Source organism: Acidovorax sp. Q11 (genome assembly GCF_054950075.1).
Genome location: NZ_JBUDZG010000014.1, coordinates 1 through 23470 on the forward strand (window position 1 = coordinate 1; position 23470 = coordinate 23470).

Sequence of the window (23470 nt, forward strand, 5' to 3'; positions counted from 1 at the left end):
AGCGAAAAGAGGTCACAGAACAAGGCAAGGCATACACTTATCCACAGCCGACCATCACAGCGTCGGCTCCCACCCCTGGCTCACGATTCAAGCGGCGCGGTGGCTCAGTTCTACTTCGGCGCGGACAGCTCGGAGCTGTCCTCGGGCCGATAGCCGATATGGCGCGCCAGGGTGTTGTCCCACCAGGTGGTGGTGTTGTCGCCCATGCCATAAATGATGCTGTGCCCCACCACGGGGGCGGTGAGGCTGGCAACGACGAGGCGCTCCAGGTCGTCGTAGCTCATCCAGGTGGCCAGCATGCGGCGATTGCGCGGCTCGGGAAAGGATGAGCCAATGCGCAGGCACACGGTCTCGATGCCGTAGCGGTCGAAATAGAAACGCGAGAGGTCTTCGCCAAACGCCTTGGACACGCCATAGAGCCCATCGGGGCGCGCCGGGTCGCGCAGGCCGACCACCTCATCCTGGCGATAAAAACCCGTCACATGGTTGGAGCTGGCAAAAACCACCCGTTTAACGCCTTGCTTGCGGGCCGCTTCATACAGGTTGTAGACGCCGACGATGTTGGCCTGCAGGATGGGTTCCCACGGCTGCTCGGTGGACACGCCCCCGAGGTGCACCACGGCATCGACACCCTCCAGCAAGCTGAGCACAGTGCCAGCGTCTTCAAGGCGTGCGGGGCGCAGCTCCTCTCCTGCGCCCTCCTCGCCCAGGTTGGCGATGTCCGACAAACGCAAGGTGGTGCAATAGGCCTTCAGGCGCGTGCGCAGTTCCTGGCCCAGGCCTCCGGCAGCTCCGGTCAGCAACAGGCGTTGGAAGCGAATGGGCGTCGGATGGCAAGGCATGGCAGTTACAAAGGCAAAGGTTCTTGGTACAGTGGCAACACATTTGTTGAATGTCATCAGTTGTCGTACAACGAATTGCAATGTACTGCTTCTGCCCCCGGCGCCCCATAGGGATAACACCAAGAATGACCATAGATACCGCCCTTCGCCGCAAGCCCCGCACCCTGGCCCTGGAGCTGGTGGAGTCCCTCGGAGACCGCATCCGCGATGGCCGCCTGGCCCTGGGCGACAAGCTGCCCACCGAGGCCGCCATCATGGCCGAGTTCAGCGTGAGCCGCACCGTGGTGCGCGAGGCGATTTCCAAGCTGCAGGCCTCGGGTCTGGTGGAGACGCGGCACGGCATCGGCACCTTTGTGCTGGGGCTGGGCCAGGCGCCTGGCTTCAAGATCACACCCGACCAGTTCAGCACCCTGCGTGATGTGATTGCGGTGCTGGAGCTGCGCATCGGCGTCGAAACCGAGGCGGCGGCCCTGGCCGCCCAGCGCCGCACCGATGCCAACCTGAAAGCCATGCGCGAAGCGCTGGACGCCGTGGCCGCCGCCGTGGATGCCGGGCGGGACGCCGTGGCCTCGGATTTCCAGTTCCATCTGGAGATTGCTCGCGCCACGCAGAACAGTCACTTTGCCGAGCTGATGGGCACGCTGGGCAGCATGATCATCCCGCGCGCCCGGCTGGCCGCCATGGACTCGGCCAACGACGAGCGACGCCAGTACTTGCGGCGTGTCAATGGCGAACACGAAAGCATCTACGACGCCATCGTCGGCCAGGACCCGGATGCTGCCCGCGCCGCCATGCGCACCCACCTGGCCAACAGCCGCGAGCGCCGACGTCGTGCGCAGGCCGAGGCCAGCTGAAAACAGATGGCACGCAGCGGGCCCCACCCCACCGGCGGTGCAGGCATGCAGTGGTCCCATGAGTAGTTACCCACAGTACCCAAATTCCGGCTTATGTTGTACGATGACATACAACAAAACCCCAATACAAAACCCCGCCCCACGGGAAGGGCCCGGCTTACAGGCCCTGCAGCGGCGGGGCCCGCTCACCACCGGCTCTCTGGTGCAGGGACTTTGATTCGACTTTCTTCAACCACCCACACACCACCACAGCCATGCATGCAAACCTGATTGGCGGCGCCTGGACCGACGGCGTCCGCACCTACCAGAACACCAACCCCTCCGACACACGCGACGTGATCGGCGACTACGCCGTGGCCAGCCGCGAGCAGGCGCTCGAAGCTGTGGCCGCCGCACACGCGGCTTTCCCGGCATGGAGCCTGTCCACCCCGCAGCAGCGTTTTGACATCCTCGATGCTGTGGGCAACGAACTCATCGCCCGCAAGGCCGAGCTCGGCGACCTGCTGGCCCGCGAAGAGGGCAAGACCCTGCCCGAAGCCATCGGCGAAGTGGGCCGCGCGGCCGCCATCTTCAAGTTCTTTGCTGGCGAGGCTCTGCGACCCGGCGGCGAGCTGGTGCCTTCGGTGCGCCCCGGCGTGGGCATCGAGATCACGCGCGAGCCCCTGGGCGTGATCGGGATCATCACGCCGTGGAACTTCCCCATCGCCATTCCGGCCTGGAAGATCGCCCCGGCCCTGGCCTACGGCAACTGCGTGGTGTTCAAGCCCGCAGAGGTGGTGCCGGGCTCCGCCTGGGCGCTGGCCGACATCCTGCACCGCGCGGGCCTGCCAGCTGGCGTTTTCAACCTGGTGATGGGCCGCGGCTCTGAAGTGGGCGCCGTGCTGCTCGAAGACGAGCGCATCGCGGGCGTGAGCTTTACCGGCTCCGTCGGCACCGGCCAGCGCGTGGCCGCCGCCTGCGTGCCGCGCGGCGCCAAGGTGCAGCTGGAGATGGGCGGCAAGAACCCCTTCGTGGTGCTGGACGACGCGGACCTGAACGTGGCCGTTGGCGCGGCCATCAACAGCGGCTTCTTCTCCACCGGCCAGCGCTGCACCGCCAGCAGCCGCGTGATCGTGACCGAAGGCATCCATGACCGCTTCGTGGCCGCCATGGTCGAGAAGATGAAGACCCTGAAGGTGGACGACGCGCGCAAGGCCGACACCGACATCGGCCCCGTGGTGGACGACCGCCAGTTGGCCCAGGACCTGGAGTACATCGGCATCGGCCAGCAGGAAGGCGCCAAGCTCGCCTTCGGTGGCGAGGCCCTGGAGAAGAACGCCGACGGCGCGCCCGGCTACTACCTGCGCCCCGCCCTGTTCACCGAGACCACGCCCGGCATGCGCATCAACCGCGAAGAAATCTTTGGCCCCGTGGTGAGCGTGCAGCGCGTGAAGAACTACGACGAAGCGCTGGCCCTGGCCAACGACACGCCCTTCGGCCTGGCCAGCGGCATCGCCACCACCAGCCTCAAGCACGCCACGCACTTCAAGCGCCACGCGCAAGCCGGCATGGTGATGGTGAACCTGCCCACGGCGGGCGTGGACTACCACGTGCCGTTCGGCGGCCGCAAGAGCAGCAGCTACGGACCACGTGAGCAAGGGCGCTACGCGGCGGAGTTCTACACCACGGTGAAGACGGCGTACACGCAGGCGTAAGGCTGCCAGCACGCAACCCACCGGGTAGGCGCCGCAGTGGGTTGCGAAAAACCATAAGAAAAAACAAGCCCTACCGCGCTATCAGAGGGCGTTTTTAGCTATATATTTTATAGCAATCAAAGTGCGCCGGACCTATCGACTGAGGTGAGGATCGCCCCTCCCAACACTTGCCTCAGCGCGGGCCTGGATCCCCTCCGCTATCATCGCGCCCCATGACCGCCCCCCGACGAACCTTTGCTGCGCTGCGCTTGTGGGTGCTGGCATGGTTCGTGGCGTCGATGGGGATGGCGATTGCATCGCCGCTGGTGAACCCGCAATCTTTCGAAGTGATCTGCTCGGGCACCGGCGCCATCAAGCTGCTGGCGCAGACCGACGACGGCACGGTGGAAATGGGCGCCATGGGCATGGACTGCCCCTTGTGCTCCACCGCCAGCGCCCCGCCCCCCACACCGGTAGTCGCAGTGCTGCCACCCCATCCCCTGGCCCATGCGCTGCAGCCCGTCGAGGCCGCCCGCATCGCTGCCGCCACTGCAGCACCGCTGCCCGCACGCGGGCCCCCATCGCGCTCTTGATCTGAAGCCTGTTGGCAGTACCCCGTACCTGGTGATCGGGCGCTGCCTTGTTCCCGCTGGTTTCCAGACGGCGCAGCCCTGCGTGCACCCCACGCGGGCCTGGCTGCACTGTCGCTTCAAGACAAGAGCGTTTTCATGTCCCGTATCTCCTTTGCTTCGCGCAGCGCTGCGGCCTTTCCGCGCCTGCCCCTTTCCCCTCTGTGCCTGGGGGTGCTTGCCACCTGTGCGCTCGCCTCGGTGGCAGCCCATGCGCAGACCACCACCACACCCACATTGCAGGCCGTGGATGTGGTCGATGCCGCCGCATCCCCCAACGGCAAGCTCAGCCTGGACACGCCCGTAGACACCGGCAGCCGCCTGGGCCTGACGGTGCGCGAGAACCCGGCCTCCGTCACCGTGGTGGACCGCGCCACCATCGACGCACGCGGCGCGCAAGACACGCAGGAAATCCTGCGCGCCGTGCCCGGCGTGGTGGCGCACAACGCTCCGGGTTCGATGTCCGCCCACTACCGGGGCTTCACCAGCAACTCCGTGGCGCAGCTCTACAACGGCATCAACCCGCAATATGGCAGCGCCACACGCGCGGTCGATAGCTGGATCTACGACCGGGTCGAGGCCATCGGCGGTGCATCGAGTTTTCTGTACGGCTCGGGGGGCGTGGGCGGCTCCATCAACTACATCACCAAGACGGCCGAACGCAGCGACTTTGCTGAAGCGCAGCTGCGCCTGGGCTCGTACGACATGAAGGAAGTGTCGGTGGGCCTGAACCGCCGCATTGCGGGGGGCGATGGCAGTGCAGGCCCTGCGCACTACGCGCGCATCGACCTCAACCGCCGCAACGCAGGCAGCTGGATCGAAGGCACCAAGACACAGTCCACCCAGCTCGCGACCTCGCTGCTGTCGGACCTGGGCGGCGGCTTCAGCCATACGCTGGCCTATGAATACCAGAAGGACCATGTGGACCGGCCCTACTGGGGCACGCCGGTGCTCAACCCCGCCGTGGGCGCGCTGCACATCGACCCGGCCACGCGCTTCAAGAACTACAACAGCGCCGACGGCATGTACGAACACCGCGTGCAATGGCTACGCTCAGTGGCGCAATGGCGCGTGTCGGATGCGCTGCAACTCAAGAACACGTTCTATGTGTACGACGCACTGCGCGACTACCGCAACGTGGAGATCTACACCTTCAATGCCACCAACACGGCGGTCACGCGCACATCCCCGCTGTTGCAACGCCACGACCAACAGCTGGTGGGCGACCGGCTGGAGGGCACGTACCAAGGCCAGCTCGCAGGCCGAAAGAGCGACTGGGCCTTTGGCCTGGACGCGAGCGTGAACAAGCAGACGCGCTTCCCGTTCGGCCCCTCGGTCACCGTGAGCACTGTCAACCCGTACCACTTCTCCACCGAGAACTTCTTCGACATTCCCGGCATGTCACCCGTCCTGAACCCTGACAAGGACAACAAGATCACCAACACCGCGCTGTACCTGGAAAACCGCACCCTGGTGGCCTCCGGGGTGAACCTCATCACCGCGCTGCGCCACGAGCGCATCGAGCTGGACCTGGTGAACCGCCGCGCCGTCACAGCCACCGCACCCGCCACCTTCAGCCGCAGCTACAGCCCCACCACGGGCCGCCTGGGCGTGGTGTGGGACATTGCGCCCGGCGCCAACCTGTATGCGCAGGCCTCCAACGCGGCCGACCCGCCCTCCGGCTCGCTGGCCTCGGCCTCGTTTGCCGATGTGCGCAACAACAGCGAACTGACCACAGGCCGCCAGGTCGAGGTGGGCAGTAAGTTCGACTTCTGGGATGGCAAGGGCAGCGCCACGGTGGCGGTGTTTGACATCCGCCGCAAGAACATCGCCTCGCAAGACCCGTCCAACCCCAATCTCACGGTGCTGGTGGGCGAGCAGTCGTCCAAGGGCATTGAACTATCGGCAGGCGTGCGCCCCACGCCGCAATGGCAGTTGCAGGGCAACCTGTCGCTGATCCGCGCGCGGTATGAGAACTTTGTGCAAGGCGGCGTTTCGCGCGCGGGCAACGTGCCGCAACTGGTGCCGCAGCAGGTCGCCAACCTGTGGGCGTCGTACACGGTCACCCCCACCGTCACCGCCAGCGCGGGTGTGCGCCATGTGGGCAAGGTGTATGGCAATGCGGCCAACACCAAGTTCTGGCCGTCGTACACCCTGCTCGACCTGGGCCTGGCCTGGAAGGTCAACAAGACCACCACGCTCACCACCCGCGTGCGCAACGCCACCGACCGCATCTACGCGGCCGAGACGCGCGACCAGGTCTACCTGGGCGCACCGCGCACGCTGGACGTGACGCTGCACACCGCGTTCTGACGCAGGCAAGGAACCGGACATGCCACACGCCAAACGCTGGCTGTACCTCGTCCACCGCTGGCTGGGCGTGCTGCTGTGCGCCTTCTTCGCCATGTGGTTCCTCTCGGGCGTGGTGATGATGTATGTGGGCTACCCCAAGCTCACGCAGGCCGAGCGCCTGGCCCATCTGCCGCCCCTGCGCGGTGCGGCGCTGGGCACGACGCCTCTGCTCGAGCCCGCCGAAGCCCTGACACGCGCAGGCATGGCGGGCCCGCTGCAAGACCTGCGGCTGGCGGCAGCCAGCGGCGGGCGGCCGATATACCTGGTCATGCCCGCAGCCCCCACCGGAGACGCCGCACCACGGCCCCGCAGACTGCCAGCCCCCGCCGTCATCGACGCCACGACGGGCGAGCGACTGCAGCGCGTGGACACCACGCACGCCATCGCATCGGCCCGCGCCTTTGCACAGGAAGCCAACCCGTCCATCGAGTACCAGGGCACGATCGACGAAGACGCCTTTACCCACTCGCGCGCGCTCGACGTACACCGCCCGCTGCACCGCCTGCACCTGGGCGACAGCGCCAGCACCGTGGTCTATGTGTCGGGCACTACGGGCGAGGTCGTACGCGATGCACCGCTGCACGAGCGCGCCTGGAACTATGCCGGGGCCTGGATCCACTGGCTGTACCCCTTCCGGGGCAATGTCTTCAACGGCTACTGGACGGACATCGTCAACTGGCTTTCCATTGCGGGCATCGTGCTCACCCTGACGGGCACCGTGGTGGGCGTGCTGCGTTGGCGCTTCCAGGGCCGGTACAAGACGGGTTCGCGAACGCCCTACCGGGGCTTCATGATGCGCTGGCACCATGTGTCCGGACTGGTGTTTGCGCTGATCACATTCACCTGGATCTTCAGCGGCCTCATGTCCATGAACCCCTGGAAGATTTTTGACAACGGCGCAGCACCACTACGCCAGCAGGCCATGAACGGCGGCCCGCTGGTGCTGCCCGCGCAGGGCGCCACGGTGCACGCGCTGCTCTCGGCCGGGTCACCCAACACCCGCGAACTGCGCTGGGTGCGCAGCGCAGGCCACACGCTGGTGCTCGCACACAGCCCCACCGGCGCACCTGCGGTGCTGGACGCTGCCACGGCCATGCCCCACACCTGGGCCACAGGCGCTGTGGCCCAGGCCGCAACCCGCCTGTTGCCCCACGCCGTGGTGCGCACCGAAACCCTCACCGCCTACGACCTGCACTACTACGACCGCGCCGCCCACACCATGACCGGCGGCGCCGAGAAGCCTTTGCCGGTTCTGCGCCTGGTGTTTGACGACCCCCACGCCACCTGGGTGCACATCGACCCCCACACCGGCGCCGTGCTCAGCCGCACCGACAGCCACCGCCGCACCAGCCGCTGGCTGTTCGCGATGCTGCACAGCTGGGACTGGCTGCCCCTGCTGGAGCGCAGGCCGCTGTGGGATGTGCTGCTCATCGTGCTGAGCCTGGGCGGGGCAGTGATGAGCGTGACGGGGGTGGTGATGGGGTGGCGCAGGCTAGGGGTGAAGCTGCGGGCCATAGCGTGAGGTGCCGAAAGTCGCCCCAACGACAAGCCATCCCGCCCAAGGAGAATTACGCCATGCAAAAAACCTGGTTCACCGCTATCGCTGCACTCGTGTTTGTGCTTGTGCTGTGTAGCGAGTCTTTGCACGCGGGGCAACGCGCCAGTCCGCTGGCAACCACCCACGTGCACGTGTTCAACCCGGAGGTGAAGGCCGCGCTGCAAGACCTCAAGCAAGCCCTGCTCGTGCCCCGAAGCCCTCTGGCCTTTGACAACGGCGCCACCGCAGAAAACTGCGTGCAGTATTTGAACCAGTTGTCTGCGGGCCAGCCCGAAGAATCTGTGCACGGTGCGGCGATCCGCGCTGAGTATCTGGTGTGCGACGCGGTGCGCTTCATTGCCAACGAACCGTTCACCCTGGGCACAGGTACCGCGCCTTCGCATGGGGCCAAGGCGCTGTTCGAGCGGCTGGACCTTCGCTCCTTCCCTTCGTCCCTGCGCAACCGCGCAGACGCCCAAAGGCCCACGCTCAAACAGCTTCTGGCTTCGGCCCAGGTGACGATGACCCCCACATCTGTCGAGGTTGAAACTGACGAACAGGTCTTCAGCCTGCATATCGCTGCGGTGGTAAATCGCCCTGCTTCGAGCGGGAGCGTGAAAACCCGCCAGAGCGAATGGATCGTCTGGGTGGCAGACGAGATGAAAAGCGGCAACTACAGGTCGTACCGCACGTTGATCGTTCGCCCGCCGACACAAGGCTCAGGCGGGCGGTACACAGGTTGGGTGTATCCGCCGCAGTGATAACAAGAGCCTGCGCAGGACCTCGCTCGCGCGCAGGCTACCCCCGGCTGCGCAGCGTCCGGCTCAGCAAGATCACCGGCACCAGCCCCACCGCCACCAACGCCAATGACGGCAGTGCGGCCTCACCCAGCCGTTCATCGCGCGCCAGCTGGTAGGCCACCACGGCCAGGGTGTCGCTGTTGAAGGGGCGCAGCACCATGGTGGCTGGCAGCTCCTTCATCACGTCCACAAACACCAGCAGCGCAGCCGCTGCGGTGGAGCGTTTGAGCAGAGGCCAGTGCACGCGCGCCAGCAGGCCCGCGCGGCCGGTGCCCAGCATGCGGGCGGAGTCGTCCAGGCTGAGTGGGATGCGCGCGTAGCCACTTTGCATGGACTGCAGGGCCACGGCGCAAAAGCGCACCAGGTAGGCCCACACAATGCCCAGCGCCGTGGCCGTGACCAGCGCGCCCACGCCCCACTGGGGCATGGCCGCCTGCAGCCAGCCCACGGGCAGCAGCAGGCCCACCACGATGACGGCGCCCGGCACCGCGTAGCCGACGCTGGCCAGCTGCACCACGCCACGCGTGATGGCGTCGGGCTGGCGGCGCACCGCAAAGGCCAGCGCCAACGCAATGGCCACGGCCAGCACGGCGGTGATGCCGCCCAGGCGCACGCTGTGCCAGGCCCATTCCATGAACCGCTCCCACGGCAACACCGACCAGTCGGCCGCCAGCGGGCGCAGCATGAAAACCACCGGTGCCACAAAACCCATGAGCACGGGCAGCGTACACACCGCCCAGGCGGCCCAGCGGCGCGCACCGCGCAAGGCCAGTGGCTGCGCCTCGGCCGAGCCTGCGCGCCCACCGCCAGTGGCAAAGCGCATGCGCTTTTGTGCACGGTGCTCCAGGTGCAGCAGCGCCATCACCACCACCAGCAGCATGGTGGCCAGCTGCGCGGCGGCCAGGCGGTTGTCCATCGACAGCCAGGCCTTGTAGATCCCGGTGGTGAAGGTCTGGATGCCGAAGTAGCTGGCCACGCCGAAGTCGGCCAGGGTTTCCATCAGCACCAGCGCCACCCCGGCGGCAACGGCCGGGCGCGCCAGCGGCAGGGCCACGGCGCGGATGCGGCGCGGGAGCGGTGCGCCCAGCAGGCGTGCGGCCTCCATGAGGTGGGCGGCGCGCTCACCCAAAGCCGTGCGCGCCAGCAGGTACACATAGGGGTAGAGCGAGAAGATGAACACCCACACCGCGCCGCCCAGGCTGCGCACCTCGGGCAGCAGACGGCCTTCCAGGCCAAAGGTGTTGCGCAGGCCCACCTGCAGCGGGCCGCTGAACTGCAGGAAGTCGGTGTACGCATAGGCTGTGACGTAGGCCGGCATGGCCAGCGGCAACAACAGCAGCCATTCAAAGGTGCGGCGGCCCGGAAAATCGAACAGCGTGACGGCCGCCGCCGCCAGCGTGCCCACCACGGCCGCGCCCAGAGCCACCAGCACACTCAGCCACAGCGTGGTCCACACGTAGCCGGGCAACACGGTGGCGGCCATCTCGCGCAGGATGGCGCCCGCCTGCGCGTCGCCTTGCCCTGGCGCCGACAACGGCAACCAAGACGCCAGCACCGCCAGCACCGGCAAGGCCAGAAAGCCTGCAAACAGGATCAGCGGGATGCTGCGAAGGACAGAAAACGGGGTGCGGCGCAAGGCGGTGGGCTCGGCAGAAGGAAGAAAGCGCACACCTGCCGAAAGGCGTGGGCACCGCAGCGCCCAGGAATGCAAATGCGAATTTTAAGCATTCGCCCCTGCCCCCCTAGAATCGGGGCATGTTTCTTGAGGTCTCCCAACTCGAAGTGCGCTACGCAGGCCGCGCACAGGCCGCCGTGCAAGGCGTCACGCTCAGCCTGAAAGCCAGTGACATCGGGGTGCTGATCGGCCCCTCGGGCTGCGGCAAAACCACGTTGCTGCGCGCGGTGGCCGGGCTGGAGCCGGTAACAGGGGGCGAGATCCGCCTGACCAAGAGCGTGGTCAGCAGCGCCCAGCTGAGCCTGCCGCCCGAGCAGCGGCGCATTGGCATGGTGTTCCAGGACTACGCGCTGTTCCCGCACCTCTCGGTGGGCCGCAATGTGGCGTTTGGCATCCACCGGCTGCCCAAGGCTGAGCAGGCCGCGCGCGTGGCCGAGGTGCTGCAGCTGGTGGGGCTGGAAGGCAGCGAGCACCGCTTTCCGCACGAACTCTCGGGTGGCCAGCAGCAGCGCGTGGCCCTGGCGCGGGCGCTCGCGCCGCGCCCGCAGCTCATGCTGCTGGACGAGCCGTTCTCCAACCTCGACGTGGACCTGCGCGAGCGCCTGGCGCACGAGGTGCGCGGCATCCTGAAAGCTGCAGGCGCCACGGCCCTGCTTGTGACACACGACCAGTTCGAGGCGTTTGCGATTGGCGATGTGATTGGCGTGATGCACGAAGGCCACCTGCACCAGTGGGATGACGCCTACACCCTGTACCACCGCCCTGCCACTCGGTTTGTGGCCGACTTCATCGGCCACGGCGTGTTCGCCCCCGCCACACTGGAGCAGCGCGGCGACAACGTGGTGGCACAAACCCCTTTGGGCGAGCTGACCGACCTGGACGAATGCCCCCTGCCCGGCAGCTACCCCGGCGGCGCGTGCGATGTGCTGCTGCGCGCCGACGACATCGTGCACGACGACCACGCGCCGGTGCAGGCGCAGATCGTGCGCAAGTCGTTCCGGGGTTCTGAGTTTCTGTACACCCTGCGCCTGGCCAGCGGCCACACCCTGCTGGCCCATGTCCCCAGCCACCACGACCACGCACTGGGTGAGTGGATCGGCATCCGCGCGCAGGTGGACCATGTGGTCACCTTCCCCCGTGAATCCGCACCGAGATTTGAATGAAAACAGGGCTTACCGCTCGCCCATCATGCGCTGATAGCTATTATTTATATAGCAATCAACGGCTTGTATCCTGCTCCAAAAACCGCGCCCTGTGCTCGGGCGCAGGCAGCATGCAGGTGGCAGAACGGCCCCAGATGCGATAGCGGTTGCGCGCCACCCAGCGGTACAGCGCGTCGCGCAGCGGTGCGGGCACCAGCCAGCCCACCCACGCCAGCCGCCACGGCCAGCCCAGGGCATGCAGCACGCGCAGGATGGCGGCGGTGTGTTGCCAGCTGCGCTCACCGTCTATGACCAGCAAGGTCTGCAGCCCCTCGACCTGCAGCCCCGCCCGTGCCAGCAGCTGCTGCCCAACGGCACTTTGGATGGAGGCAAACCGGATGCGCTGAGACCGGTCGTGCCGCAGCAGAAACTGCACCCAGCCATTGCAGAGCAGGCACTGCCCATCAAACACCACGATCATGCGAGCGCCCCTAGCTCTACCCCGGCCGCGCCCGGCGGCACCAGCAAGTGCCCCTGGTAGCTGACCACGCGCCCCACGCCGGGCACCGTGGCCGACACGCAAAAGTGCAACGCATCGCCCACGCCGGTTTCCTCGGCCACCACCTGCGGGCGCAGCCATGCGGGGCAGGGAATGCCGCAGAAATGCAACTGCTGCAACTGCATCACCAGCCGCCCTTCGGCCTCGTGCAACACAAAGGTCAGCCGCGCGGCCCCCAGGTGTTCCACCACCTGGCCTGCGGCCTCGCGCAGGGTGGATTGCATGGTCTGGGCAGGAAAGCGGCGGGTCCACACCTCGGCATCGGGGTGCGCCTGCAGCTCGAAGGTGATCGGCCCCTGCACCGCGCGCTGGGGCGCGCCCAGGGCCCAGGCCAGCACACGGCCCGGCCAGGTGGCGGGCGCCTCGACCTGCACCTGGCCCATCAACCGGTGCGGGCCCGAAAGGCCATGGAACCGCGCGAGTGCGGGCGCCAGCCGCTGGTAGGCGGGGCCCAGGACTCGTTGGTACAAAGACAGGGGGAGCATGGAGCGAAGCGGGAGAAATGGATGACCCAGGCCAGTCTATCGCCAGCCGTTCCCCCACCCTACCACCTGCGAGAAAGAAAAAAGGCCGACATCCGTCGGCCTTCCAGAGCGAAACCGCAGTCCCCGCAGCTCCCAGTAGGATCAGGACTTGCCCTTGCGCTGCAGACCCTCCAGCCCGCTCAGGTCCAGCTGCGACATCAGGCCCTGCAGCTCCTTCACGCCGATCTTGTCGCCTTCGATGCTGACCACCAGGCCGTTCTTCAGGATGGTCTTGAACTCGGCATGGCTGCCGTCCTTCTCGTAGCGGGTGTGCAGCGTGCGGCCGCCCTCCTGCCAGGTCTTCTCGGCGCTGGTCTGGTCTTCTTTCTCGCCCTGGGCCATGCCCATGGCCATCGCGGCCATCTGGCCCAGGCCGCCAATGTCCACGATCTCCAGGCGCAGCTGCTTGTCGTCGCTGCCATATTGCGCGCTGGCCTGGCTGGTGGGCAGGCCCAGGGCCGCGCCGTCCTGCACGCCAAACCCGGTGCGGGGCAGGCCCGCCAGCTTCTCGGGCAAAGCCGCCTTGAGCGCCTGCGCCGCAATGGCCTGGCCGCCGCCCAGCAGGCCCGCTGCGGCCTTGGCAGCGTCGCCGGTGGCGGCTGCGATGGCGGCAGGGTCCTGGCTCTTCTGGGCCTCTTCCATCTTGCGGGCGGCTTCCTCCATCTTCTTGCCCGCAGCTTCCAGGCCCGCCGTGTCGATGGACACCTTGCCGCCGGGCGTGTTCATGGTGATTGCCGGGGCCCCAGCACCGCCAAACAGCGCACCACTGCGCGGCATGAACAGCGCGCTGACGGCACCGATGACCACGCCCATCACGATGGCGGCAATGATGACCACCACGGTGTAGCCCACCGACTTCTCGGGCGCGCTGCGCATGAGCACGGGCAGGCCGGTGTAGAGCAGGTAGATGGAGTACAGCGCCGCCAGCAGCCCCAGCATGGCCAGCGCGGGCAGCAGGCTGAAGATGCCGCCCAGCAGAGCCGCCGTGCTGGCGTACACCGCCACTTTCAGCGCCTGGATCTGGTTCTTCTGACCGCCAAAGGTGGGCGCCAGCGCATCGATGATCAGGCCCAGCACGAAGATGCCGACGAGACTGAGCACGTACGAAATGACCATGTTCATCAGGCCCGAGACAAAGGGCACACGGATGGTGACGCCAAAGCCCCCAAAGCCGATCAGCGACATGCCGATGAACCCGCAGACCGCCGGGATGGCGGCCAGGATCATCGCGTAGCGGGTGAACAGTGTGGCCACATCGGTGCTCTCGCCATCGATGGTCGCCCAAGTGTCCTTGGGTTGCAGAAGAATGCTCTTGGCGCGTTCGATCAAGTTCATGGTGCCCTCCCGGCAATGTGGATGGGCCTGCCAATGCGCTTGCATGCGCTGGCAGGCCGAAAGTCGCGGACGATACGGGACGAAACGCCGCTTTGGCTAGCACCGGCAAATCATGCGCCACCCAAAACGTGGAATATGCACGGTTTCCGACCGGTGGATTGCCACAATGATCTGCAGCGGCGGGCCCAGCAATTTAGCGGCGTCTTCCCACCGGGGATAGGTCCGGCGCCAGAACGATGGAGGCCCAACAAGATGGAAGGCCGCCGTTTGCGCCATGTCAGGGACGCTCAGTCCTCAGGATCTGCAAAATTTCATTTTTCTTGCGCTGGCGCTTCAGGTCCACAATAGGCGGGTACGGCAAAGCAGTGAAACATACACCATTGGACGCACAAGGGGGTGGAGGAACCAGTTCCGACAGGCTTTCTGCGGCCTCAAGGGCTGACTGGACCGAAGCCTCGCGATTCATGCGAACCTGCAAGGGCACACCCCGCTCCACCAAGAACCGCACCACGGCTGGCTCATACATGGAGATCGCAACGCCCAGTGCACTTTCTCCCCAAGCAGTGGTCCCACCAAGGTCCAGTCCGCGTTCGTGCATAGCCTCCAGCACAGGCAGCGCCACCTCTCCCTTGCGGGCCACATGCACCACTGCCTCGGCTATTTTCGGGATCGGCACCCCGTTGCGCACCATCCAGATCTGGTTGGCGGCGATTCGGGTCTCCTGCAAATTTGCTGGGCCCAGGGTATTGATGTCGGCCCCTGCCTGCTTCATGAAATCAAGGACTTCCACGCTGGCGTAGCTCACAGCCTCCTTCAGGGGGGTCGTTTCCCGGTTAGATCGATAGGTGCGCCCCTTGGCATTGATATCCAGGCCCCCATCGAGCAGGCGCTGCACATCCGCCACGGTCTGAAGCGAAGACGTGTGGAACAGCGTGGCGCCATGCACAGTCCGGCTCGCCAGATTGCCGCCCCAGGCCAGCAGGCGGTCCAGGACCTCTGGGCTACGACGGCCAGCTTCGACGACCAGGTCTGCATCGATGAATCGCTGCGCGCCACCGGCAAGATAGGCCTCGACCACTGGGGCGCTACGGTGCATCACCGCGCATTGCAAGCCTTCCCGCGTGCGGGATACCGCACCCGCTGCATGCAGCATACGGATGACAGCGGCGCGCTCAAGCACACTGCCCTCTCCCTCGCACGCCCCTTTCAACAGCGCGTCTCGTTGAGCACCCTCCAGGGAGCGCCCCTCGCTGCGTAGCCAGTTCTTGAAGTAGTCAAACTTTCCGAAAGCCAAGGCCATCTTGGCAATCTCGATCCGCTGCAAGCGGGTGGTTGCTATGCCCGCGTGCGGCAAGCGTGTGAACAAATCATCCCGCCGCCTTTGCAATGCGATGCGGTACAGGCTGGGCACGCGCACCCATCCCGTGCGTGCGAGAGATCGGGCCACCACCATGGCTGAGTCGCCTTCCAGCGCGAGAAAAGACTGCTCCCATCGCAAGTCAGCACAGTGACTGGAATAGAGCGAGGCAGAGCGACCAGGCGTCACCGAGAAACTCACGATCATCTCGGCCCTACGATTCTTCGCGCTGCCCTCGTCTGTGTTGTTGTCTGCCACAGGCTCGCGTGCGCCTTTGGCCTCGGCGAGTACTCTGGTGGCACCCCACTGCGTGTTGTCCACAAACCATTGCTTCACAGCGAGCGCCCTTGCCATCGACAAGGCCTGTGCATTGCGTTCACGCGACGAGGCGTGCCCAACGACCACCAAATCATCTATCGGCATCGTTACAGATTTGCACTTCAGCCTATCGAGCTTGTCAATGTTCTCACCGTGGAGGATTGACGAGCCTGGTTCAAAAAAAACATCGGCCGCTATCCTGGGGCTAAAAGCCCAGGAGAAAGACGGCACCAGCGCGATCGCCAGCAACATTGACTGTGTGAAGGTGCGCAGTATGAACAGCATGGCCACACTCTAATGCAGCGTGGCGGCCACCAAAATATGCCCCAGTGGGAACCATGGGTCGGTGCAGGTGGCGGCGTGTTGAAGCCCAGGAGTACGGTAGCCCTAGCGCTGATGAAGGCCAGAACCGCCCTCTCGGTGGCGACGGGTGCTTTCCGTCCTCAGCTGCGGCGCAACCGGTCTACCGCCTGCTGGAGATCCTGCGTAAACACACGCCGGTCGCGGTCACCGGGCAGCTCGGGCAGGCCGTAGTGCACCACGGCCTCGATGGGCGGGGCGCTGAGCGTGCGCCAGATCGAGCCCACCAGGGTTTCGTCGCCGATGTAGCTGGGCGCAAAGCTGGTGGCGCCCGTGGCCTGGTCGGCAAAGCGCAGGCCCACGGGCTGCACCGGGGCCTGCGCGGCCACGGCGGCCTGCAGCAGGTTGGCGTGGAAAGGCAGCATCTCGCGGCCGTCGCCCGTGGTGCCTTCGGGGAACACGGCCAGCACCTCGCCGCGCTCCAGCGCCTCCTGCATGGACCGCACCATGCGCAGCGCGTCGCGGCGCGAGCTGCGCTCAATGTAGAGCGTGCCAGCGGCCGTGGCCAGGGTGCCGATCAGCGGCCAGCCCTGCACGTCGGACTTGGAGACAAAACGACAGTGGCGCGCCGCGTGCATCACCGGGATGTCGAGCCAGGAGATGTGGTTGGCCACCAGCATCACCGGCCCGGCGACGGGCGGCTGGCCCAGGATGCGAAGGCGGATGCCGGCGTGTGCGAGCAGCTCCAGCGACCACGCCTGCACGCGGGCGTGCTGCTGGTCGGGCGAGAGCGCAGGAAACCGCAGCGCCACGATGGCCAGCCCTTTGACGATGTGGCCGAGCAGACGCAACAGGCGCCAGCAGGCACGCAAAGACTTCACCGCAAGGCCTCGCAGCGTCGCACCACCTCAGCCTCGGTCAAAGGCGACCTGGCCACCCACCAGCGTCATGCGCACGCGGCCGGGCAGTTCATAGCCCGAGAAGGGGGTGTGTTTGCCCTGGCTGCGCAGCGCATCGTCCTGCACGGTCCACGCGGCCTGCGGGTCCAAAATGCACAGGTCGCCCACGCCGCCTTCCACGATCTGGCCTACGCTGGCCTGCAGCGTGCCCAGGGCGCTGCCAAGCACGCGCGCGGGTTCGGACGTGACGGTGGCCAGCGCACGCTGCAAGGGCACACCGCTGCCCTGCGACCACTTGAGCGCGAGCGACAACAGCAGCTCCAGCCCCGTGGCGCCGGGCTCGGCCTCGGCAAACGGCAGGGTCTTGGCGTCTTCATCGACCGGGTTGTGGTCGGACACCAGGGCGTCGATGGTGCCGTCGGCCAGCGCGGCGTTGAGTGCGTCGCGGTCGCGCTGCTGGCGCAGCGGGGGCGACAGGCGGGCGCGGCTGTCGAAGAAGCCGATGTCCACGTCAGTAAGGTGCAGCGAGTTGATGCTGACATCGGCCGTCACCTTCAGGCCCTCGGCCTTGGCACGGTGGATCAGCTCCACCCCCGCCGCGCTGCTGATGCGGCACAGGTGCACACGGGCGCCGGTGGTCTTGAGCAGTTCAAAAATGGTGTGCAACGCAATCGTCTCGGCCGCCACGGGCACGCCCGACAGGCCCAGGCGCGTGGCCAGCGGGCCGCTGGCAGCCACGCCCTTGCCCAGGTGCATCTCTTGCGGGCGCAGCCACACGGTGTAGCCAAAGGTGGCGGCGTATTGCAGCGCGCGCTGCAGCACCTGGGTGCTGGCCAGCGGCACCTCGGCCTGGCCAAAGCCCACGCAGCCGGATTCGGTCAGCTCGGCCATCTCGGTCAGCACCTCGCCCGCCAGGTTGCGGGTGAGTGCGCCCAGCGGGAACAGGCGCGACTGGTGCAGCTTCTCGGCGCGGAACTTAAGCATCTCAACCAGGCCGGGCTCGTCGAGCACAGGGTCGGTGTCGGGCGGGCAGACCAGGCTGGTCACGCCACCGGCCACAGCGGCAGCCATCTCGGATTCAAGCATGCCTTCGTGTTCGTGGCCGGGCTCGCGCAGGCGTGCGGCCAGGTCCACCAGGCCGGGCAACACGATGCAGCCGGTGGCATCCACCACGCGCTTGGGCGCGAAGTCGGGCGGCACGCGGTTCACGCCCACGATGCGGCCTGCGGCAATCGCAATGTCACAGGTCTGGTCGAGGCCCGAAGCGGGGTCGATCAAGCGGCCGTTCTGGATCAGTATCTTCATGATTTCAAACCAAATTGGCTGCTTCCGCGCATCTGGTATGCGCCAGCAGCTATGAAAACAGGAGCATTCATTTCAAGCATCATGCCTCGTTACCAGCAACGATGGACATGACAGCCATACGGACCGCAATACCGAAAGTCACTTGCGGCAGGATCACGCTCTGCTTGCCATCGACCACGGCGGAGTCGATCTCCACGCCCCGGTTGATGGGGCCGGGGTGCATGACGATGGCGTCGGGCTTGGCCAGTTGCAGCTTCTCCTGCGTGAGGCCGAAGCTCTTGAAATACTCCTGGCTCGACGGCAGCAGGGCGCCGCTCATGCGCTCGTTCTGCAGCCGCAGCATGATGACCACGTCGGCATCCTTGATGCCCTCTTCGAGCGTGTGGCACACGCGCACACCCATCTGCGCCATGTCCGACGGCACCAGGGTGCGCGGGCCCACCACACGCACTTCGGCGCAGCCGAGCGTGGTGAGGCCATGGATATCCGAGCGCGCCACGCGCGAGTGCAGCACGTCGCCCACGATGGCCACGGTGAGGTTGCTGAAGTCCTTCTTGTAGTGACGGATGGTGTACATGTCCAGCAGCCCCTGCGTGGGGTGGGCATGCCGGCCGTCGCCCGCATTGATCACATGCACATGGGGCGCCACATGCTGCGCGATGAGGTAGGGCGCGCCCGACTCGCTGTGCCGCACCACGAACAGGTCGGCCGCCATGGCCGAGAGGTTGGCGATGGTGTCGAGCAGCGACTCGCCCTTGCTGGCCGAGCTGCGCGCGATGTCGAGGTTGAGCACGTCGGCAGACAGGCGCTTGGCCGCGATCTCGAAGGTGGTGCGGGTGCGCGTGCTGTTCTCGAAGAACAGGTTGAACACGCTCTTGCCACGCAAGAGGGGTACTTTCTTCACTTCGCGGTCGTTCACGCTCACGAAGTTGGCCGCCGTGTCGAGGATGTGCGTGACGATGTCGCGCGGCAGGCCTTCGATGGACAGCAGGTGGATGAGTTCGCCGTTGCCGTTGAGTTGGGGGTTGCGCTTGTGCAGCACGGTCAGGCCTCTTTGACTTGGAATTGGAAGATGCCGCTGTCGTCACGCGCCAGGGCCAGCGACTGGGCGGCAGGCAGGGCCACACGCGCGGCGGCAAAGTCGGCCTGCACGGGCAGCTCGCGCCCGCCCCGGTCCACCAGCACGGCCAGGCGCACGCTGGCGGGGCGGCCGTAGTCGAACAGCTCGTTGAGCACGGCGCGGATGGTGCGGCCGGTGTAGAGCACGTCGTCGAGCACCAGCACATCGGCACCGTTCACATCAAACGGCAGCGCCGTCTGCGCGCTGGCCGACAGGCCGCGCTGGGCGAAGTCGTCGCGGTGCATCACCGACGAGAGCACACCGGCGGGGCCTTCGAGGCCCAGGTCTTTTTGCAGGCGCTCAGCCAGCCAGGCACCGCCCGAGGCAATGCCCGCCAGGCGCGTGGTGGGGGTCAGCATGCTGCGCACGCCGCGCAGCAGTTCGCGGTACAGCGCCTCGGCGTCAAGCACCAGGCTGCCGGACATTCCGGGGGATGGGGTGGTCATGGGAGATTCCTCAAAAACTGTTCCAGGATGATGCAGGCCGACGCAGCATCGGCATCCTTGGCCCCACCGGCGATGGCTTCGGTGGTGCTGTAGCGCTCGTCCACCTCGAACACCTGCAAGCCGAATCGGCCGCGCAGCTGGCGGCCGAACTTGAGCGCGCGCTGGGTGTTCTCGTGGCTCGCGCCGTCGGGGTGGTAGGGCACGCCGATCACCAGCGCGTCGGGCTGCCATTCCTTGATGCGCTCGGCCACCTGGGCAAAACGGGCGTCGCCCTCGGCCTGGATGGTGCGTTGCGGCGTGGCACTGCGCAGCATGCGGTTGCCCGAGGCCACGCCCGTGCGCTTGAGGCCAAAGTCAAAAGCAAGAAAGGTCTGGAAATGCGCAGGAACGGCTGGCGGCTGGAGGGGCTGAGCGGGCGCGCCGGTCATGCGTGGCCCGCCTCGGGCGACAGCATCCAGGCCTGCAGGCCCAGCAGCGACAGGGCCCGGTCGTAGCGCTCGGGTACAGGGGTGTCGAAAATCACCGACAGGTCGGCCGCCACGGTGAGCCAGGCGTTTTCGGCCAGTTCTGTCTCTAGCTGCCCCTCGCCCCACGACGAATAGCCCAGCGTGATGAGCACGCGGCGCGGCCCGGCGCCGGTGGACAGGGCTTCGAGCACGTCCTTGGAGGTGGTCATCTCCAGCCCGCCGGGGATGGTCATGGTGGAGGCATAGGCCGACTCGTCGGTCTCGGCCTTGTCCATGAGCATGGGTTCGTGCAGCACAAAGCCGCGTTCGGTCTGCACCGGGCCGCCCTGGAAGACAGGCTCCCGAGTGAGGTCTTCGCGCCGCAGCGACAGATCTACTTTGTCGAACAGGCTTTTGAGGGTGATGTCCGAGGGCTTGTTGATGATGAGCCCGAGCGCGCCGCGTTCGCTGTGCTCGCACAGGTAGACCACACTGCGCGCAAAAGACTCATCTTCCAGGCCGGGCATCGCAATCAGGAAGTGATGCGTCAGGTTGATGGGCGCAGAATCGAAAGACATTCCTCAATTTTAACGGTGAACATGGCGCCCTCTTCCAGGCCTCGCGGACCTTCCGAGTCTTCTTACCCCAGCGGCCTTGTCTGGTTCCGCCGCGACCTGCGCACAGCGGACCAGGCCGCCCTGTACCGGGCGCTGACGCAGTGCGAGCAGGTGCACTGCGCCTTCGTGCTGGACCAGGAGATTCTGGATAGCCTGCCCCGCAGAGACCGGCGGGTGGAGTTCATCCTCGCGTCGCTGGAGGAACTGGACGCCTCGCTGCGCGCCCTGTGTGGCCACCCGCAGGGCGGGCTCATCGTGCTGCATGCCGTGGCCAGCGAGGCAATCCCGGCCCTGGCGCAGAGCCTGGGCGTGCAAGCGGTGTTTACCAACCACGATGACGAGCCCCAGGCGCTGGCACGCGACAGTCTGGTGCGCACGCGTCTCGCGGTTGCGGGCAAGGCGTTCCACACCTTCAAGGACCACACGATTTTTGAACGCAGCGAGGTGCTGACGCAGACCGGCAACCCCTATAGCGTGTTCACGCCCTACAAGAACGCCTGGCTCAAGAAAATCGACGCTTTCCAGCTCCAAAGCTACCCAGTGGAGCGCCACGCGCACCGCCTGGCGCCGCGCCCCCAGGCGCATTGCCAACCCATGCCCACGCTGGCGTCGTTGGGGTTCGAGGCCAGTGCGTCGCCAGCCCCTGGGCTGCCCACTGGCGCCAGCGGCGCGCAGCAGCTGTTCGACGACTTTCTGGGCCGCATCGAGCGCTACGACCACGCGCGCGATTTTCCTGCCGTCAAAGGCCCGAGCTACCTCAGCGTGCATTTGCGCTTTGGCACCATCTCGCCAAGGGTGCTGGCGCGCACCGCGCACGGGCTGGTACAGGCAGGCAACCCTGGCGCCGCGACATGGCTGAGCGAGCTGATCTGGCGCGACTTTTACTTTCAGATCCTGCACCACCACCCCCATGTGGTGAGCCACAGCTTCAAACCCGCCTACGACGCCATCCAGTGGGAAACCGGCCCCGAAGCCGACGCCCTGTTTGCCGCCTGGTGCGAAGGCCGCACGGGCTACCCGCTGGTGGATGCCGCCATGGCGCAGATCAACCAGACGGGCTACATGCACAACCGCCTGCGCATGGTGGTGGCGAGTTTTCTGGTGAAGGACTTGGGGCTGGACTGGCGCCGGGGCGAGGCGTACTTTGCCACCCACCTCAATGACTTCGACCTGGCCGCCAACAACGGCGGCTGGCAGTGGGCCAGCTCCAGCGGCTGTGATGCCCAGCCCTACTTCCGCATCTTCAACCCGGTGAGCCAGAGCGAGAAGTTCGACCCGGAGGGCAAATTCATCCGCCGCTACCTGCCCCAGCTTGCAGCGCTCCCGACCAAGGCACTCCACGCACCCTGGCTAGCGCGCCCCCTGGAACTGCAGGAAGCGGGTGTGCGCCTGGGAGACACCTACCCATTGCCTGTGGTGGAGCACGATGCCGCACGGCAACGCACGCTGGAGCGGTATGCCGTGGTGAAGACGGCTGCAGGGTAGCAACACACGGCTCTGCAGATTGAAGCAGGCCGCCGTGCATTAGCGATGCGCCACGGGCGGCGGGTCGCCCGGTGGTGGTTCCTCCGGCGTCATCTGCATGCCCTCGGCACCCAGCGAGGCACCGGCGGCCAGCCGCAGACGCAGGCGCACATCGGTGCGGTTGTCGGCATTGGCAATCGCTTCTGCGGGTGAGATGACACCCTACTCGACCATGGACAGCAGGGACTGGTCAAAGCTCCACATGCCCTGCTCCCCGCTGCGGGTGATGGCCGTCTTGAGTTCGTCAATCTGGCCTTTCTGGATCAGTTCAGCCACGTAGGGGGTCAGCAGCATGATCTCTGTGGCGGGCACCAGGCTCCCGGCCAGCCCTGCGACCAGCCTCAAGGCCACCACCGCGCGCAGATTGAGCGACAGGTCCAAAAGCAGCTGGCGGTGGGCATCCTCGGGGAAAAAATTCAGGATCCGCTGCACCGCCTGGTTGGCGTTGTTGGCATGCAGGGTGGACACGCACAGGTGCCCGGACTCGGCGTAGTGCAGCGCGTGCTGCATGGTGGCCCGGTCGCGGATCTCGCCGATCAGGATCACATTGGGGGCCTCGCGCATGGCCCGCCGCAGGGCCTCGTCGTAGGACAGCGTATCGAGCCCCACTTCGCGCTGGGTGACCAGCGACTTCTTGTGGGTGTGCAGATATTCAATCGGGTCTTCCACGGTCAGGATATGCCCGCCCGCGTGGGTGTTGCGGTGGTCCAGCAAGGCGGCCAGCGTGGTGGTCTTGCCCGAACCCGCAGCCCCCACCGTCAACACCAGACCGCCTTTGAGAAACGCCAGTTGCTGCAGCACCGGGGGCAAGCCCAGCGTCTGCAGGTCGGGTATCTGCGCAATCACATGCCGTATCACCATGCCCACCTGCCCACGCTGGCGGTGCACATTGACACGAAAACGCTCGCCCTCGGGGGTCTGGAACGAGAGATCGCACTCCATGGTGGTCTCGAACTCATGCCGTTGTGCATCGCGCAAGATGGAGTAAGCCATCTGCCGAACGTCATCCGCCGACAGCACCTGCTGGGCAATCGGCGCGAACGCGCCCTGCCGCTTGATGGTGGGCGGCGCACCCGCCAGCAGGAAAAGATCGGAGGCCCGCTCCCTGGCCACAAAGGCCAGGCACGCCAGCAGGCGAGGATCGGTAGAAGGCGACAGCGCTCCCGGGTCCATCAGCACACCTGCCATCCGCGAAAGGCGGGCTGCGGCGGGCCAG

General features: G+C 66.3%; 20 protein-coding genes and 1 pseudogene. 8 read left to right on the plus strand and 13 right to left on the minus strand.

Going from position 1 to position 23470, the window contains the following annotated elements; genetic code table 11:
• Positions 1 to 110: 110 nt before the first annotated feature.
• On the minus strand, positions 111 to 842 hold the full coding sequence (locus ACYZGB_RS12735; protein ID WP_462388710.1) for an NAD-dependent epimerase/dehydratase family protein: 732 nt from the start codon (positions 840 to 842) through the stop codon (positions 111 to 113).
• 125 nt (positions 843 to 967) lie between these two features.
• On the opposite strand from ACYZGB_RS12735, the gene ACYZGB_RS12740 reads away from it, so the two are divergent.
• The 6 genes from ACYZGB_RS12740 (at position 968) to ACYZGB_RS12765 (ending at position 8648) form a co-directional block, all read left to right on the plus strand.
• A complete protein-coding gene (locus tag ACYZGB_RS12740; RefSeq protein ID WP_462388711.1) occupies positions 968 to 1696 on the plus strand; it encodes a FadR/GntR family transcriptional regulator in 729 nt (242 codons plus the stop codon).
• A gap of 254 nt (positions 1697 to 1950) precedes the next feature.
• Positions 1951 to 3390 carry an aldehyde dehydrogenase family protein gene (locus ACYZGB_RS12745; protein ID WP_462388712.1) on the plus strand — a complete coding sequence of 480 codons (1440 nt, stop codon included), beginning with the start codon at positions 1951 to 1953 and terminating at the stop codon, positions 3388 to 3390.
• A 212-nt stretch (positions 3391 to 3602) separates the two neighbouring features.
• Positions 3603 to 3962: a DUF2946 family protein gene (locus ACYZGB_RS12750; protein WP_462388714.1), complete on the plus strand. Its 360-nt coding sequence runs from the start codon at positions 3603 to 3605 to the stop codon at positions 3960 to 3962.
• A gap of 135 nt (positions 3963 to 4097) precedes the next feature.
• Positions 4098 to 6311 (plus strand): TonB-dependent receptor, encoded by a 2214-nt coding sequence (locus ACYZGB_RS12755; protein ID WP_462388715.1) that lies wholly within the window; start codon positions 4098 to 4100, stop codon positions 6309 to 6311.
• Positions 6312 to 6330: 19 nt separating this feature from the next.
• Positions 6331 to 7872: a PepSY domain-containing protein gene (locus ACYZGB_RS12760; RefSeq protein ID WP_462388717.1), complete on the plus strand. Its 1542-nt coding sequence runs from the start codon at positions 6331 to 6333 to the stop codon at positions 7870 to 7872.
• A 53-nt stretch (positions 7873 to 7925) separates the two neighbouring features.
• A complete protein-coding gene (locus ACYZGB_RS12765) occupies positions 7926 to 8648 on the plus strand; it encodes a hypothetical protein (RefSeq protein ID WP_462388718.1) in 723 nt (240 codons plus the stop codon).
• Positions 8649 to 8685: 37 nt separating this feature from the next.
• On the opposite strand, the gene ACYZGB_RS12770 is transcribed toward ACYZGB_RS12765, so the two are convergent.
• Complete coding sequence (locus ACYZGB_RS12770; RefSeq protein ID WP_462388843.1) at positions 8686 to 10323, minus strand: ABC transporter permease; 1638 nt, start codon at positions 10321 to 10323, stop codon at positions 8686 to 8688.
• A 119-nt stretch (positions 10324 to 10442) separates the two neighbouring features.
• Here ACYZGB_RS12770 and ACYZGB_RS12775 point away from each other — a divergent pair, with 119 nt between their 5' ends.
• Positions 10443 to 11525 carry an ABC transporter ATP-binding protein gene (locus ACYZGB_RS12775; RefSeq protein WP_462388719.1) on the plus strand — a complete coding sequence of 361 codons (1083 nt, stop codon included), beginning with the start codon at positions 10443 to 10445 and terminating at the stop codon, positions 11523 to 11525.
• Between the two features lie 55 nt (positions 11526 to 11580).
• Here ACYZGB_RS12775 and ACYZGB_RS12780 read toward each other — a convergent pair whose 3' ends face one another.
• The 10 genes from ACYZGB_RS12780 to ACYZGB_RS12825 all read right to left on the minus strand — a co-directional run bounded on the left by ACYZGB_RS12780 (position 11581) and on the right by ACYZGB_RS12825 (position 20691).
• On the minus strand, positions 11581 to 11985 hold the full coding sequence (locus ACYZGB_RS12780; protein WP_462388721.1) for a thiol-disulfide oxidoreductase DCC family protein: 405 nt from the start codon (positions 11983 to 11985) through the stop codon (positions 11581 to 11583).
• Entirely contained in the window at positions 11982 to 12548 is a 567-nt protein-coding gene (locus tag ACYZGB_RS12785; RefSeq protein WP_462388722.1) for a DUF4166 domain-containing protein, read from the minus strand. The genes ACYZGB_RS12780 and ACYZGB_RS12785 overlap by 4 nt, the downstream gene beginning before the upstream one ends.
• A gap of 141 nt (positions 12549 to 12689) precedes the next feature.
• A complete protein-coding gene (locus tag ACYZGB_RS12790; protein WP_462388724.1) occupies positions 12690 to 13922 on the minus strand; it encodes a Yip1 family protein in 1233 nt (410 codons plus the stop codon).
• 277 nt (positions 13923 to 14199) lie between these two features.
• On the minus strand, positions 14200 to 15882 hold the full coding sequence (locus ACYZGB_RS12795; RefSeq protein WP_462388725.1) for an OmpA family protein: 1683 nt from the start codon (positions 15880 to 15882) through the stop codon (positions 14200 to 14202).
• 158 nt (positions 15883 to 16040) lie between these two features.
• Positions 16041 to 16778 (minus strand): lysophospholipid acyltransferase family protein, encoded by a 738-nt coding sequence (locus ACYZGB_RS12800; RefSeq protein ID WP_462388727.1) that lies wholly within the window; start codon positions 16776 to 16778, stop codon positions 16041 to 16043.
• A gap of 27 nt (positions 16779 to 16805) precedes the next feature.
• Complete coding sequence (locus tag ACYZGB_RS12805) at positions 16806 to 18101, minus strand: dihydroorotase (RefSeq protein ID WP_462388728.1); 1296 nt, start codon at positions 18099 to 18101, stop codon at positions 16806 to 16808.
• Positions 18102 to 18180: 79 nt separating this feature from the next.
• The gene (locus tag ACYZGB_RS12810; protein WP_008903259.1) at positions 18181 to 19143 is read right to left on the minus strand and encodes an aspartate carbamoyltransferase catalytic subunit; all 963 of its coding nucleotides are present in this window, start codon (positions 19141 to 19143) and stop codon (positions 18181 to 18183) included.
• 2 nt (positions 19144 to 19145) lie between these two features.
• Positions 19146 to 19667, minus strand: coding sequence for a bifunctional pyr operon transcriptional regulator/uracil phosphoribosyltransferase PyrR (gene pyrR, locus ACYZGB_RS12815; RefSeq protein WP_228896299.1), 522 nt, complete (start codon positions 19665 to 19667; stop codon positions 19146 to 19148).
• Positions 19664 to 20095 (minus strand): Holliday junction resolvase RuvX, encoded by a 432-nt coding sequence (gene ruvX / locus ACYZGB_RS12820; protein WP_462388730.1) that lies wholly within the window; start codon positions 20093 to 20095, stop codon positions 19664 to 19666. Before ruvX ends, pyrR begins: the two co-directional genes overlap by 4 nt.
• Positions 20092 to 20691: a YqgE/AlgH family protein gene (locus tag ACYZGB_RS12825; protein WP_063458941.1), complete on the minus strand. Its 600-nt coding sequence runs from the start codon at positions 20689 to 20691 to the stop codon at positions 20092 to 20094. The genes ruvX and ACYZGB_RS12825 overlap by 4 nt, the downstream gene beginning before the upstream one ends.
• Positions 20692 to 20712: 21 nt before the next feature.
• Between ACYZGB_RS12825 and ACYZGB_RS12830 the strand changes: the two genes are divergently transcribed.
• Entirely contained in the window at positions 20713 to 22215 is a 1503-nt protein-coding gene (locus tag ACYZGB_RS12830) for a cryptochrome/photolyase family protein (protein WP_462388733.1), read from the plus strand.
• 39 nt (positions 22216 to 22254) lie between these two features.
• On the opposite strand, the pseudogene ACYZGB_RS12835 reads toward ACYZGB_RS12830, so the two are convergent.
• Positions 22255 to 23427 (minus strand): annotated as a pseudogene (locus tag ACYZGB_RS12835) (PilT/PilU family type 4a pilus ATPase).
• Between the last annotated feature and the right edge of the window lie 43 nt (positions 23428 to 23470).

Coding starts and splice junctions, on each gene's coding strand:
- ACYZGB_RS12785 (WP_462388722.1), bottom strand. CDS start 12,548: ATGCTCCCCCTGTCTTTGTACCAACGAGTCCTGGGCCCCGCCTACCAG.
- ACYZGB_RS12795 (WP_462388725.1), bottom strand. CDS start 15,882: ATGCTGTTCATACTGCGCACCTTCACACAGTCAATGTTGCTGGCGATC.
- ACYZGB_RS12780 (WP_462388721.1), bottom strand. CDS start 11,985: ATGATCGTGGTGTTTGATGGGCAGTGCCTGCTCTGCAATGGCTGGGTG.
- ruvX (WP_462388730.1), bottom strand. CDS start 20,095: ATGACCGGCGCGCCCGCTCAGCCCCTCCAGCCGCCAGCCGTTCCTGCG.
- pyrR (WP_228896299.1), bottom strand. CDS start 19,667: ATGACCACCCCATCCCCCGGAATGTCCGGCAGCCTGGTGCTTGACGCC.
- ACYZGB_RS12765 (WP_462388718.1), top strand. CDS start 7,926: ATGCAAAAAACCTGGTTCACCGCTATCGCTGCACTCGTGTTTGTGCTT.
- ACYZGB_RS12775 (WP_462388719.1), top strand. CDS start 10,443: ATGTTTCTTGAGGTCTCCCAACTCGAAGTGCGCTACGCAGGCCGCGCA.
- ACYZGB_RS12755 (WP_462388715.1), top strand. CDS start 4,098: ATGTCCCGTATCTCCTTTGCTTCGCGCAGCGCTGCGGCCTTTCCGCGC.
- ACYZGB_RS12825 (WP_063458941.1), bottom strand. CDS start 20,691: ATGTCTTTCGATTCTGCGCCCATCAACCTGACGCATCACTTCCTGATT.
- ACYZGB_RS12760 (WP_462388717.1), top strand. CDS start 6,331: ATGCCACACGCCAAACGCTGGCTGTACCTCGTCCACCGCTGGCTGGGC.
- ACYZGB_RS12740 (WP_462388711.1), top strand. CDS start 968: ATGACCATAGATACCGCCCTTCGCCGCAAGCCCCGCACCCTGGCCCTG.
- ACYZGB_RS12750 (WP_462388714.1), top strand. CDS start 3,603: ATGACCGCCCCCCGACGAACCTTTGCTGCGCTGCGCTTGTGGGTGCTG.
- ACYZGB_RS12745 (WP_462388712.1), top strand. CDS start 1,951: ATGCATGCAAACCTGATTGGCGGCGCCTGGACCGACGGCGTCCGCACC.
- ACYZGB_RS12805 (WP_462388728.1), bottom strand. CDS start 18,101: ATGAAGATACTGATCCAGAACGGCCGCTTGATCGACCCCGCTTCGGGC.
- ACYZGB_RS12735 (WP_462388710.1), bottom strand. CDS start 842: ATGCCTTGCCATCCGACGCCCATTCGCTTCCAACGCCTGTTGCTGACC.
- ACYZGB_RS12790 (WP_462388724.1), bottom strand. CDS start 13,922: ATGAACTTGATCGAACGCGCCAAGAGCATTCTTCTGCAACCCAAGGAC.
- ACYZGB_RS12830 (WP_462388733.1), top strand. CDS start 20,713: ATGGCGCCCTCTTCCAGGCCTCGCGGACCTTCCGAGTCTTCTTACCCC.